Here is a 13,020-nt window from a genome sequence, read left to right as displayed (position 1 = left end):
CTAGCCTACGATCTGCAGGGTACTGGCCCCAGCACCAATTGGTTTGACCTGAATTTGGACCGGAATCCGTTCGTGAATTTCCTGAATATGGGAAATCAGCACCACTTTACGGCCCTGGCTTTGCAGCCGGTCGAGCGCATTCATGACCATATGTAGCGAGGCCGGATCGAGCGTCCCAAAGCCTTCATCAATAAACAGCGATTCCAGTTTCATGGAGCCGGAGGCCATATTGGCAATGGCCAGTGCCAGCGCCAGTGATACCAGGAAGGTTTCACCCCCCGATAAAGACAGTACCGGCCGGATTTCGCCATTCATGTCATGATCCAGAATCGCGAGGCCCAGACTGTTGGGAATACGTTGTAGCTGATAACGCGGCGCCAGTGGCTGCAGTTGCTGGTTGGCATGTTCCACCAGAATATCCAGATGATGTTCCTGGGCAATTTTCTGGAATTTGGTGCCTTCCTTGCTGCCAATTAAATCGGCAATCCGGCCCCAGCGATATTCTTCAGCCTGAATTTTTTCAATCTGGCTCTGGAATTTGGACAGTTGTGCCTGCGCCTGTTGCTGCATGCGTAACTGGGTTTCCAGCTGGTTAAACTGCTCCTGCAAGCTGTTTTTTTCTTGTTCCAGCTGTTCCAGTTGGGTGGTCACCTCATCATAGCTGGCAGTTGGTTGCTGGGCCTGATGCTGCTGGAATTGCTCCTGCAATACATCCAGCGCACTTTGTGCACTGAGCATGGCTTGCTGCTGTTGCTGGATGGCCTGACGCATGGCCTGCCAGCTGGCCAGATCAATACCCAGACACTGCTCAATCTTCTCGGCAGTGAACTGTGGATGCTGGCTTTGCCACTGCTGAATGTTGTGCTGTAGCTGCTGTACACTTTCCAGAAGCTGCTGCTGGCGTGTATGCAGGTCTTGCTGTTTCAGCTGCGCCTGCTGGAATTGCTGTTCCAGCTGACGGCAGTGCAGGTGTTGCTGTTCTACCTGCTGCTGGAGTTGTTGCTGCTGCTCTCGTAACAGCTGCTGCCAGGCTTTGCCGGTATCCAGCACCTGTCCAGCATGTTGCTGGCTGAGATCACGTACCTGCTGGCGCAACTGGCTGCCTTGAGTTTGTGCATGGGTAAGGTCATTGCTCAGCTGTTGCTGTTGCTGCTGATAAAACTGTAGTTGCTGTTCGCCGTCTTTGATCTGGCGCTGTAATTCCTGCTGCTGTTGCAGGCATTGCTCGCGCTGTTGCAGGTATTGAGTCCGGCTGCTCAGCAGGGCAATAAGAGTCTGACACATCTCGGCCTGGTTCGCCCATTGCGCTTGCTGGGCCGGTTCCAGTGCCTGGGTAACCGGTTCAATCAGTTGTTCCAGCTGCTGGAATTGCTGACAGAGTAACTGCAGGGACTGAATCTGTTGCTGCAAATGTTGCAGCTGCTGGGTCTGGCTTTTCAGCTGTTGCTGGCGAGTTTTTAGCTGCTGTAACTGCTGTTGCTGCTGATTTAGCTTGTGTTGCAGTGTGGTCTGCAAGGCGGTCAGATCGTGTGCTGTATCATCCAGCTGTGTGCTTGGGCTGAGCTTTTGAACCTGCTGCAGTTTCTGTTGCACACTGTCTTGAAGCTGGCTAGAGCGTAGCTGTTTCTGTTCCAGCAGGGTTTGCTGTTTGGAATGTTGCAATTGTAATTGCTGGAGCTGCTGCTGGCACTGCTGTTCCTGCTGCTGGGCCTGTTGTAACTGGGTGTCCTGCACCGACTGCAGTGCAGATTCCAGCAAATCCTGATGACTGACAAATGGATGCTCAGTGCTACCGCAGACCATACACGGCTGTTCTGCTTGCAGCTGCTGACGCAACTCCTGCACACTTTGTGCCTGCAATAAACGCTGCTGGGCAAAAATCTGTTCCAGCTGTTCACGTGCCGTCTGGGCATTCTGGTAGTGCTGCTGTGCTTCAGTTTGCGCCTGTTGCAAGCTGCTTAGCTCGGCCTGAAGCTGGGTCATGTGCTGCTGTAATTGCTGCTGTTCCTGCTGCTCGTTCAGCATGTGTTGTAACAGGAACAGGGCTTGTTCCAGCTGCTGGCTGTGTTGCTGGTATTGTACCTGCTGCTGTTCCAGTTCTGTGGCTTGCTGTTCCAGTTCAGCCATTGAGCCGGCCTGCTGGAGCGCATCGGCCTGTTGCTGTTTTACATCATCTAGCTGCTGTTGCAACTGGGCCAGTGAACTGTGCGCATGTACCGGTGCCTGCTGCTGTAGCTGTTGCTGCAGTTTCTGGAATTGCTGCAAGCGTTGCAGAATACTGTGCGGCTCACGGTCAAATACTGCCAGAAAGGCATGCTGGACCGATTGCTGTTCCAGATGTTCTAATTGCGTATGCAACTGCTGTAAGTGCTGTTGCTGGCCGTGCTGCTGGGTGGTTAGTGGCGTAATTTTTTCATGTTGAATCTGTTTCAGCTGGGCATCGGCTTCTTTATAGCGCTGAATCAGATGCTCAATCTGGCCATCCAGCTGTAGTGCCTGTTCTAACACGGGTTGTAACTGTAGCTGTTCTTTCTGCTGTTGTTGCGCGCTGTGCTGCAATTGTTCCAGCTGCTGCTGTGCCTGCTGATGCTGCTGTTCACAGTGTTGAAATTCCGGCTGGAATTGCTCAAGTTGCTGCGCCAGCTGTTGCTGTTGCAACTGTTGCTGGCGCTGCTGCAGATACTGTTCACGGATTTCCTGAAACTGGTCCAGCTGCGCCAGCAGGTCACGCTGCGGCTGCATTTTCTGGTTGGCATCGACCTGCACCAGATAAAATTCTTTTTTGGCCTGAATTTCACTGTGCAGACGATGTTGCTGCTTGTACCAGCTTAAATCATTCAACAGCAGTTTTTCGCTTTGCAGTTTTTCATGCAGACTCAGTTTGCTCTGGGCATGCTGCTGTTGTAGGGTTTGCAGCTGCTCATCACTAAGCAACTCAATATGCCCCATCAGTTGTTGTAACTGTTCTTTTTCGCTGCGAATCTGGCGGATTTTTTCAAAGGCTTTCTGACTGACCAGACTGAAAATATGGGAATTGGTCAGATATTCCAGCAAGTCGGCGCGGTCCTGATCTTTGGCCTTTAAAAACGCACCCACTTCAGACTGGGCCAGCAAGACGGCGCGGGTAAACTGCTCAAAACTCAGGCCAATCAGCTTTTCAACAGTCGGGGTGCATTCCGAAATTTTCTGGGTCAGCACGCGCTGATCTTCCACAGCGGTAATCGCGCGTTCGACTTTTAAATTGCCATCGACCTTGTTACGGGCGCGGCGCACTTCCCAGCGTGCCAGATAACGCTTTTGATCCAGCGCAATAAATTCCAGTTCGGCAAAGCCTTGGGTACAGCCGCGGCGCAGAATATTTTTAGAATCTTTAATCGAGATGCCCTGACCGCTGGCATCTTTAAGCGCCCCGGCAGCGCCGTTTAAGCGCGGAATCTGGTCATACAGCGCCAGACACATGGCATCGAGCAGGGTCGATTTACCGGCCCCAGTTTTTCCGGTAATCGCAATCAGGCCGGCATGAGCCAGCGGTGCGCTTTCAAAGTTGATGTCCTGGGTGCCGGCAATAGAAGCCAGATTATTCAGACTTAAACGTAAAATTTTCATGTCTGATCCTTATGGCTGTTCTTGTTCAAGGCTATGCTGCGCTTCAATCAGCAGCTGCATAAAATCTCGCTCGACCGAGGCATCCGGCTGATAGCCCATTTTGCTCCACAACTGTTTGAATAAGCTGTCCGGTGTGGGCGGGGCCAGATCAATTTTGGACTGATCTGCGGCCTGATCTTCCTGTGGGGTGTAGACCCGGCAAATGCGTAACAGGCGATAGCGCTGTTCCGGTAAGGTCTGTTCAATCTGCTGGCGTAAATCGACCGGTGGTGGTACATCGGTGCTGTATTCAATTTCCAGATAATCACGCTGGCAGATGCGTTCCACCGTACCTTGCGGGAGGGCTTTCAGTTGCTGAAACACTTCATCCAGACTGCCGCGAATACGGTGCAGCTGTACACTGCGCGGAATCAGCAGTGAGCCCAGTTGCAGGCGCTGTTCGGGCGCAGCCTGCGGGTCAATCTTGACCTCGAGCACCTGATGCTTGTACTGGATTTCACTAAAAGACAGCGGAATTGGAGAGCCGCTATAGCGGATATGTGAATGCTGGACTTTTTGTGGTTTATGCAGATGGCCCAGCGCGACGTAGTCAATCACATCATCAAACAGGGCAGTGGAAAGTGCTTCTTCATGACCAATAATGATCGGCCGTTCTGAATCTGAAGTTTCGCCGCCTTGCATATGCGCATGTGACATCAGGATTAGTGCCTGATCTTCCGTTTTACGGCGTTTGGCTTCGGCAATCAACTGCTGATGTAAATAGGCAATCGCATTCTGGGCGTTCTGGGTCTGCTCATTCAGTCCGGTAATTTCCGCAGTGCGCAAAAACGGCAGGGTCAGACACCAGGCAATAACTTTGTTTTCGGCATCATAAATTGGTACCAGTAAACGGTCGAGATCCAGCTGGTTGTCGGCATTGCGCTGAATCACCCCAACCGCCTTGGCCTTAAACTTGGCCAGCAACGGTTCCACCTGTTCAATGCGGTAGCCGGAGTCATGGTTGCCGGCAATCATCAGGGTCTGCATGTGCGGTGCAATGGCGTGGGCATCGGCCAGAAACTGGTACAGCTGGCGCTGCGCGCTGGAGGCCGGGTTAATCACATCAAAAATATCCCCGGCAATAAACAGGGCATTCGGCTGTTTTTCCTGGATTTGTTCTAATAACCAGTCTAAAAACTGTGCATGTTCATATTCACGATCGTGGTTATGGAAAAATTGCCCCAAATGCCAATCTGACGTATGAAAAAAATGCACTGCCATGTCATCAACCTGTTTTGCTTTAGGCAAGCATACTATAGCTGAGGGCGAAATTTAAAATTCTGTACCGGTATAAAACGCTAAGGTTTAATCTTTATTGTCCTGAAGATGAGTGCTGCTCACCAGCAAAGGCCAGACAAATAAAAGCCGACGATTCGAGTGATGATAAATCGTCGGCCAAATAAAAAGTGCGATGAACAAAGCATTTGGCTGCTATACAAAAACTTGATTCACATTCGCTTATTGCTTTAGCAAAGCTTCCCGAAAAATTTGTGGATGCCGTTACAAATTCGCCGGAGATGAAGCTTGTGCCCTATATAACGCCTGTTCGGGCACAACGGTTGACAGGATCATGCAAAAAAAATTAATTTTTTTTATACTAGTTGCTTATGGCTCAGGTAGACAGTTTAATGATTTCTCTAACACGTTATTTTCTCTGGTTTTTATTTTTCTGTCTGATCTTTACCTGTATCTGCGGGGTACTGGCTGCATTGTTACCGGCAGGTGTGGGCGGCATTTTAACCGCAGTGCCTTACTTGGTTGCCATGATCTGGGTGCTGTTTAAATTTTTAAAACAGCAGCAGCGCGCACCGTCTCAGGCCGAGCGTAAAAAGCTGACCTTAGGTTTTAGCCTGATTTTCTGGGGCTATAATCTGGCCTTTTTATTACTCGGCATCTGGATTTTTTCCCGTCAGAATCCAACCATCTGGCAGGATTTTCTGCTGTATTTACAGCAGCCGCAATTTTTAAGCGTGGTGGTGATTATGTGGTTATTAATTGCCATTCCGCTGTATCTGCTGACGTACTGGTTTTATGGCAAACAGGCGCAGCGGATGGCGGCGAAAATGTTTGGTTCATAGCATCAGGGCTAAATCATCTGACGTATTTTCCCTTCGCCTCATCTCGGGTAGGGGAATTGTTCCAATCTTAACTGGCCAGGGCAGCGCGCTGTAAACGGGCCGGACTATAAGCCTCAGGAGATACATCCGGGGTCTGGCCCAACAGCAGTTGACGTAGCAAACGCGCAGAGGCTGGTGCCATACATAAGCCATTGCGGAAATGACCAAAATTGGCCCATAGATTGTCAAACTCCGGCATCAAGCCAATATAGGGAATACCGCCGTCTGGTGAGCCCGGGCGTAAACCGGCCCATTGCTTGACGATCGGCAGGTCTTTTAAAGCTGGCACCATGGCATAGCTGGCCTCCAGAATATGGGCCGTGGTATCGGTATTCAAACGGGTATCAAAGCCCTGTTCTGCCATACTGGAACCACAGACAATATGGCCGTCCTGACGCGGAATCAGATACATGACTTGATTCATGCACATGGTGGGCAGCCAGTTTTCCGGAGTTTTAAATAGCACCATTTGTCCATGCACCGGACGTACCGGAATCTGTACATCAAGCTGCTCGGCCCAGCGCGCTGACCAGGCCCCGGTGGTCAAGACATAGTCATCGGCCTGATAACGCTGTCCGGCCTGATCGACAATAGCGCATACCTGCTGACCGTGCAGTTCTAGGCGTTCAATCGGGCAGTGTTCAAACAGCTGCACCCGTGGATGCTGCTTTAAATAGCACAGAATTGACTGTAATAAACGCGGATTACGCACATTGGCCAGCTGCGGGAAATAGATGGCCTGCTGGAACTGTGCGGAAATATGCGGATTCAGCTGATGCAGTTCGGCGCTGTGCAGATGCTTTGCCTGCTGCATGGGTTGCTGAAACTGCTCGGCAAAATTCAGGCCAATGTCAAAATCGCTTTCATCAAAAATCAGCATGCCGGTTTCATGGATCTGAAAATCAATACCGGTGTCAGGCTGAAGTTTAGCATTCCAGCGCAGATATTCAGTCTTGGCTGATTGCGCCAGCACATTTACCGCAGCCGGATAACGCCACGGATACATTGGAGAGAGAATACCACCACCGGCCCAGGAGGCTGCCTGACCGGATTGCTGCTGATCAAAAATACTGACCGAGCAGCCCTGTTCCAAGAGCTCCAGCGCCGACATCAGTCCACTAATGCCGGCGCCAATCATGGCAATGTGCTTCATTGCAGTGGCAATATCCTTATTTCATGTCTTTGAGTTTGAGTGCGGCTTCTTCTGCAAAGTAGGTCCAGATCCCATCGGCACCGGCACGGCGGCAGCTCATCAGCGATTCAATGATCACGCTGTCGGATAACCAGCCATTTTGAATGGCAGCAGCCAGCATCGCGTATTCGCCACTGACCTGATAAACAAAGGTTGGCACAGCAAAGGTATCTTTGACTACACGGACAATATCCAGATACGGCATACCCGGTTTGACAATGACCATGTCGGCGCCCTCCTGAATATCCAGCGCGATTTCATGCAGCGCTTCTGCACGGTTGCCAATATCCATCTGGTAATTGTATTTATTGCCGCCTTTTAAATTGCTGGCCGAACCGACGGCATCCCGGAACGGGCCATAAAAGCTGGAAGCATATTTGGCCGAGTAAGCCATGATGTTGGTATAGATATGACCTTGTGCTTCCAGTGCCTGACGGATAGCACCAATACGGCCATCCATCATGTCGCTTGGTGCCACCACATCGGCACCAGCTTCGGCATGGCTTAAGCATTGCTTGATTAAGGCTGCTACGGTTTCATCATTCAGCACATAACCGCTGTCATCAATAATGCCGTCCTGACCATGAGTGGTGTACGGATCGAGGGCGCCATCGGTAATCAGCACCATCTCCGGGAGTTCTTTTTTCAGTAAACGGACCGTACTTTGTACCAGGCCATCTTCGCGCCAGGCGGCTTCGGCGGTCAGGCTTTTATCTTCTTGTGGGGTGACCGGAAACAGCGCCAGTTTAGACACGCCCAGTTCCAGCAGGCGTTCGGCTTTTTTCAGCAGCAGATCGGCCGACAGGCGCTGAATGTTGGGCATGCTTGGAATATCTTGGGTCTGGTTTTGACCGGGTAAAACAAATACTGGATAAATGAGATGATCAACCGTGAGCTGGGTTTCTCGCACCATGGCACGTAGCTGGTCATTTTTACGGATACGACGCATACGAGTGGCAGGAAATGCGGGACGATTGAACGTATAAGTCATAACAATCTCACTGATCAGTATTAAACTAGGCAATATTGTAGACCCATAAACAGGATTGTGGGGCAAAATACATGCGTTTTTTCTCAATTTAAGGTAATTGGCCAATTTATGAGCGATATGGCAAAAAAGTGGACCGGAGGCATTCATTTGGGTTCGAAAGTAGATATTGATGTCGTCTTACAGCAATTGTGTCAGGCCTTTAACAGTTCACCATTTTTCAAGCATAACGGCATGCAGATGCGCGTGGTGGATCAGCAGATTGAAGCCTATATCGAGATGCAGCCGCAGCTGATTGGCAATGTGGCTTTCCAGATTTTACATGGCGGGGTTGCTGCGACAATTCTGGACAGTGTGGGCGGGATTGTGGCGATGGGCGAGCTGTATAAGCGCACCGAGCCGGAGCAGTTACCTGATACCATCAAGAAAGTGACCCGATTGGCCACGGTGGATATGCGGGTGGATTATCTGGCGCCGGGGCGAGGCAAATATTTTACGGCCCGTGCTGAAACCCTGCGTTTGGGCCGTAAAGGCTGTACCATGCGCATGACTCTGGTTAATGATGAACATAAAGCTATTGCCACCGCAATTGCGTCTTATGCTTATTAATCCAAATGGATTGATTGGCAGATAAAAAAAACAGGCTCAATCGGGCCTGTTTTTTATTTGGATCAGTCGCGGTGAATAGCGTAAAAATCAAGCTTGAGCGATTTCGCGGGGCGTGTGCCGTTTAAAGATCGGAACGGGCACGTTTTAGCGCCTGTTGCCATTTTTGCAAATGTGCCTGACGCTGATCTTCTCCCATGCCGGGTTCAAACGCGCGTTCCAGCTGCCAGTTATCAGCAATATCATTCAGGCTGTTAAACACCCCGGATTTAAGCCCGGCCATTGCCGCTGCGCCCCAAGCGGTGGATTCTCGCATTTGCGGCCTTAACACTGGCACATTGAGCAGATCGGCCTGAAACTGCATTAGCATATCATTACAGCTGGCGCCGCCATCGACCCGTAATTCTTTGAGCGGTTGCTGAATATCTGACTGCATCGCGCTGAGAACATCGGCCACCTGAAAGGCAATTGCTTCAAGCGCTGCCCGGGCGATATGGGCTTTGTGAGTGCCACGCGACATACCGCAGAGCAGGGCACGTGCATCACTGTCCCAATGCGGCGCACCTAGACCGGTAAAAGCCGGCACCAGCACCACGCCATCGGTATCGCGGACCTGACTGGCCAGCTGTTCGACCTCGGCACTCTGTTGAATGATGCCCAAACCATCGCGTAGCCATTGCACAATCGCACCGGCCATAAACACACTGCCTTCAAGCGCATAATGGGTCTGGTTCTGGCATTGCCAGGCCAAGGTGCTGAGCAGTTTATTCTGGCTGTATTGCAGTGTCGAACCGGTATTAAACAGCATAAAGCAGCCGGTGCCATAGGTGTTTTTGGCCATGCCCGGCTCAAAGCAGGACTGGCCGAACAGGGCCGATTGCTGATCGCCCAGAATGCCGCTGATTGGAATTCGGGCGCCGAGTAAGCCGGCAGCGGTATCGGCCACATAATGGTCGGAACTGATAATTTTCGGTAAGACCGAAGCGGGAATCTGAAAAAGTTGCAGCAGTTCTTCATCCCAGCTTTGGGTTTGTAAATTCATGAGCATGGTGCGTGAGGCATTGCTGACTTCAATTACATGCTCGGCGCCTTGGGTCAGGTTCCAGATTAGCCAGCTATCGACGGTACCAAAGGCAACATGACCTTGCGCTGCCAGTTCGGCCAGACCGGGAATATGCTTAAGCAACCAGACCAGCTTGCCGGCACTAAAATAAGGGTCAATTAATAATCCGGTGGTCTGCTGTATTTTTTGTTGCAGTCCCTGTTGCAGCAGCTGATTACACCAGTCGGCTGCGCGCCGGTCTTGCCAGATGATGGCCGGAGCCAAGGGCTGGCCATTGCGTTTGTCCCAGACGATGGTGGTTTCCCGCTGGTTAGTGAGGCCAATGGCATGAATATCTTTGGCCAGAATCCGTGCGGACGCCAGCGCCTGTTGCACCACAGCCATCTGGCTGCTCCAGATTTCCTGGGCATCCTGTTCCACCCAGCCGGATTGCGGGGTGTTGATTTGGGTTTCGCGTTGCGCGCTGGCCTGAACCTGCCCATGTTCATTAAAAATAATCGCGCGACTTGAGGTCGTGCCCTGATCCAGGGCGAGTAAATAAGTCATAATTTATACTGTTATCTGACTTGAAATTTAAAATATTAGCGCAATTATGTTATTAAGCGCAGATCTTGCGGTGAATAGTTGTGAAATGATCTCGTAATTTTCAACTTTTATGCTATGATGGCGCTGTAGTCTGGGGGTGTTATTGGCTTCGACGCTGATGATGAAACTCATAGATGCATGCCGAGAGCGCATTTTCTCTCGTAAATCAAATTTGCATTTAAATAGTCGCAAACGACGAAACTTACGCTCTAGCTGCCTAAGGGCCGCTTGTCCGCTTCACTGAATACTTGTGGTCAGTGAACCCGACCGAAGCGAACGCACACAAGTCCGTATAGAGCCAAGCCTCGGGGCTTTATACCAAATTTAGAGGATCGCACTTTGAACCCTGTTCGTCGGGTCTTAAAGTGTTAAAACAATAGACGATATCTAAGCATGTAGTATTCTCGAGCGTAGTGTTGGCGGACGCGGGTTCAACTCCCGCCACCTCCACCAAAATTCTTTCCGAAGTAATCCATCGGAATCTAAAAAAGCCTTTAAACTCAATGTTTAAAGGCTTTTTTTTATGCCTGTTTGTCCGATATTATCTGATCCTATTTGACCCCATATTTGCTCTTTGCGGGTAAATATTGGGAAAATTTACCCAGAAATTAATACATCAATTATGGGTAATCGACATGCCACTTACAGATACTAAATGCAGAAAAGCACAGCCGAAAGACAAACAGTATCGTCTTTCAGATTCTCATGGTTTATCTCTAATCATTACCACCAAAGGTCAAAAATATTGGAATGTGCGCGTCACTGTCCATGGTGAGCGTAAGTCTGAATCGCTGGGCCCATATCCAGATTTAAGTTTAAAAAAGGCAAGGGAACTTGCATACGAGCTTAAGCATCGATACTCACGTTCAGTATTGCATGAAGACTTAAAGCCCTATTTCAAAGAAGTTGCAGAAGATTGGTTCAATAATCAAAAAGAAACCTGGTCATCCAAACATATCAGTAATGTACGAGCTTCATTGGATGAGCTTTATATTGCTCTTGCTAATAAGCGTATTAATCAAATTCAGGCTCCGGAGATTCTGCAGATCATTAAGAAGATCGAAGCTAGAGGCTCGCTTGAAATTGCAAAACGGACCTTATCTCGTTGCGGCATGGTCATGAAGTATGCTATTGCGCATGGCTATCGTTATGATAATCCGGCAGGTGATCTGGTTTATGCTCTTAAGAACAAAAGAGTCAAAAACCTGGCTTCGCTTACAGCCTCTGAAATGCCTGAATTTTTAAGAAAGATAAGAGCATACCCAAGTGATGCTCAGACACATCATGCCATTATTCTGATTATGCTGACAGGGGTTCGGGTTAGTGAATTGCTGCAAGCACGTTGGGAAGAATTTGATTTAGAAGGACGTAAGTGGGATATCCCTGAAGAGCGGATGAAGAACCGTCTTCCGCATCGTGTACCGTTGACGGACATGATGATTGCTGAGCTAAAGGCTTTGAGGCTTACCCATAATCAGGAACTGCTATTTCCACATCGTTTAAATAACAAAGAACCTATGCGTAGCGAGTCTATTTTGGCTGTGATCAAACGTTCAGGCTATGCGGGACGAATGACCACACATGGTTTTAGATCGCTATTCAGTACAGTTATAAACGAATCGAATCTGTTTAATCCAGATGCCATTGAACGCCAGCTTGCACATGTGCCCCAGAATAGAATTCGCTCGGCATATAACCGAGCGCAATATTGGGATGAGCGGGTGAGATTGATGGAGTGGTATGGAGAGCAGGTTAAAATATGGATAGAATATTGATATTAATTTATACAAGACTAAATAAACTGAAATCCCCCTTGAAGCATATTGGTTCAAGGGGGATTTTTTATGTCTGATAGAAATATTGGTTGGTGGAAATACTTGTCTAGCATGTTGTAATTGAGTGCAATGATTATTGTAAGTTATAAAATTTGCTGTTGTATCTGTAAAAAATTGCTGCGATAAAAACCTGAGTTTGCTGTAGTAAAAAAAGAGTAAATGATTCATTATAGAATAATAAAACAATAACTTAGGGTATTTCAGCGTGTCTAATACTACTTATTTGAGCAATTCTTCCTTCGTGCGGAGCAGTGATTTATTTAAGATTATGGAACTCCGCTATTCACATTCTATTTTTGATAAGGATGGTTGTTTTAATATCATCTCATCACCAGTTTCAAATTCCTTAGAGTTGATTCGATGGTATCGTAATTGTGAAGATTATTTTTACCAATTGTCCGTCGAAGCTACGCCTCCTTCTGTAAATGATTTTGCGTCCTTTCAAACAGAATCAGATAAGTTAATAGTCAAAGATGAAGTGCTTGGAAATTTTGGAATAACAGAATACTCACAAGATTGTAGGAAGCTATACTCTGATTTGAGGTTACGTGAATATCGAAATTTGGTACTAAAAAAATATGGTGACAATGAACTGACCCATTGGTTAAAGGAAGTGTACCCCGTACGAGAACAGCTAAAATTATTAGCCAAAAATGAAGCGCGATTTGATGTAGATTTAGAATATCAATATCAATTTGAAGACGTACAGCTATTTTTAAAAAATACCCAGAGTGCATACTTTTTAGCATTTGATATTGAAATTGAAGCGGATCAGTTCAAAGGGGATGCGATTGAAAATTGGCGAGAAAATGCTGTTTTGTTAAAACCTCTATTAGAGAATGCGCTGAATGATATTCTGAAACAACAGTCGGATACTTTACGATTTTATGTGAAGTTTGAAGATGATGGGATATATGGCTTTCGATTCCATGTAGTCATTTTTTTGCAATCTTTGACTTTGACTGAATCATCGTAGCTAGCAGAATTTA

At 48.4% G+C, this 13,020-nt stretch carries 9 protein-coding genes and 1 other RNA gene; 5 read left to right on the top strand and 5 right to left on the bottom strand.

Features of this window, described 5'->3' with window-relative positions; all coding sequences use genetic code 11:
- Both GA693_RS08800 and GA693_RS08795 read right to left on the bottom strand, forming a co-directional pair.
- Positions 1–3,606, bottom strand: a complete 3,606-nt coding sequence (locus tag GA693_RS08800) for an AAA family ATPase (protein ID WP_160241048.1) — start codon at positions 3,604–3,606, stop codon at positions 1–3.
- A 9-nt stretch (positions 3,607–3,615) separates the two neighbouring features.
- Positions 3,616–4,866 carry an exonuclease SbcCD subunit D C-terminal domain-containing protein gene (locus tag GA693_RS08795; RefSeq protein ID WP_160241049.1) on the bottom strand — a complete coding sequence of 417 codons (1,251 nt, stop codon included), beginning with the start codon at positions 4,864–4,866 and terminating at the stop codon, positions 3,616–3,618.
- Positions 4,867–5,273: 407 nt separating this feature from the next.
- On the opposite strand from GA693_RS08795, the gene GA693_RS08790 reads away from it, so the two are divergent.
- Positions 5,274–5,723: an ABZJ_00895 family protein gene (locus GA693_RS08790; RefSeq protein ID WP_034598225.1), complete on the top strand. Its 450-nt coding sequence runs from the start codon at positions 5,274–5,276 to the stop codon at positions 5,721–5,723.
- Positions 5,724–5,790: 67 nt separating this feature from the next.
- On the opposite strand, the gene thiO is transcribed toward GA693_RS08790, so the two are convergent.
- Together thiO and hemB are read right to left on the bottom strand one after the other, a co-directional pair.
- Entirely contained in the window at positions 5,791–6,915 is a 1,125-nt protein-coding gene (gene thiO, locus GA693_RS08785) for a glycine oxidase ThiO (protein WP_160241050.1), read from the bottom strand.
- 16 nt (positions 6,916–6,931) lie between these two features.
- Positions 6,932–7,945, bottom strand: coding sequence for a porphobilinogen synthase (gene hemB, locus GA693_RS08780; RefSeq protein WP_160241051.1), 1,014 nt, complete (start codon positions 7,943–7,945; stop codon positions 6,932–6,934).
- Positions 7,946–8,053: 108 nt separating this feature from the next.
- On the opposite strand from hemB, the gene GA693_RS08775 reads away from it, so the two are divergent.
- On the top strand, positions 8,054–8,551 hold the full coding sequence (locus GA693_RS08775) for a thioesterase family protein (RefSeq protein ID WP_034597877.1): 498 nt from the start codon (positions 8,054–8,056) through the stop codon (positions 8,549–8,551).
- A 121-nt stretch (positions 8,552–8,672) separates the two neighbouring features.
- On the opposite strand, the gene glpK is transcribed toward GA693_RS08775, so the two are convergent.
- Positions 8,673–10,157, bottom strand: coding sequence for a glycerol kinase GlpK (gene glpK, locus GA693_RS08770; protein WP_160241052.1), 1,485 nt, complete (start codon positions 10,155–10,157; stop codon positions 8,673–8,675).
- Positions 10,158–10,289: 132 nt separating this feature from the next.
- Between glpK and ssrA the strand changes: the two genes are divergently transcribed.
- The 3 genes from ssrA to GA693_RS08755 all read left to right on the top strand — a co-directional run bounded on the left by ssrA (position 10,290) and on the right by GA693_RS08755 (position 13,007).
- Positions 10,290–10,649, top strand: a transfer-messenger RNA (tmRNA) gene (ssrA, locus tag GA693_RS08765).
- Positions 10,650–10,831: 182 nt separating this feature from the next.
- Positions 10,832–11,971, top strand: coding sequence for a tyrosine-type recombinase/integrase (locus tag GA693_RS08760; protein WP_160241053.1), 1,140 nt, complete (start codon positions 10,832–10,834; stop codon positions 11,969–11,971).
- Between the two features lie 265 nt (positions 11,972–12,236).
- On the top strand, positions 12,237–13,007 hold the full coding sequence (locus GA693_RS08755; RefSeq protein ID WP_160241054.1) for a hypothetical protein: 771 nt from the start codon (positions 12,237–12,239) through the stop codon (positions 13,005–13,007).
- The last annotated feature ends 13 nt before the right edge of the window (positions 13,008–13,020 follow it).

Origin of the sequence: Acinetobacter indicus, from assembly GCF_009914475.1 — a bacterium.
Classification (GTDB): domain Bacteria; phylum Pseudomonadota; class Gammaproteobacteria; order Pseudomonadales; family Moraxellaceae; genus Acinetobacter; species Acinetobacter indicus.
The sequence above is the reverse complement of the archived record's forward strand: the minus strand, read 5'-3'. Positions and strand labels throughout refer to the sequence as shown.

Bases quoted from the DNA above. Each gene is read 5' to 3' on its own strand.
- GA693_RS08800 (WP_160241048.1), bottom strand. From the start codon at position 3,606: ATGAAAATTTTACGTTTAAGTCTGAATAATCTGGCTTCTATTGCCGGC.
- hemB (WP_160241051.1), bottom strand. From the start codon at position 7,945: ATGACTTATACGTTCAATCGTCCCGCATTTCCTGCCACTCGTATGCGT.
- GA693_RS08795 (WP_160241049.1), bottom strand. From the start codon at position 4,866: ATGGCAGTGCATTTTTTTCATACGTCAGATTGGCATTTGGGGCAATTT.
- GA693_RS08790 (WP_034598225.1), top strand. From the start codon at position 5,274: ATGATTTCTCTAACACGTTATTTTCTCTGGTTTTTATTTTTCTGTCTG.
- GA693_RS08775 (WP_034597877.1), top strand. From the start codon at position 8,054: ATGAGCGATATGGCAAAAAAGTGGACCGGAGGCATTCATTTGGGTTCG.
- glpK (WP_160241052.1), bottom strand. From the start codon at position 10,157: ATGACTTATTTACTCGCCCTGGATCAGGGCACGACCTCAAGTCGCGCG.
- GA693_RS08760 (WP_160241053.1), top strand. From the start codon at position 10,832: ATGCCACTTACAGATACTAAATGCAGAAAAGCACAGCCGAAAGACAAA.
- thiO (WP_160241050.1), bottom strand. From the start codon at position 6,915: ATGAAGCACATTGCCATGATTGGCGCCGGCATTAGTGGACTGATGTCG.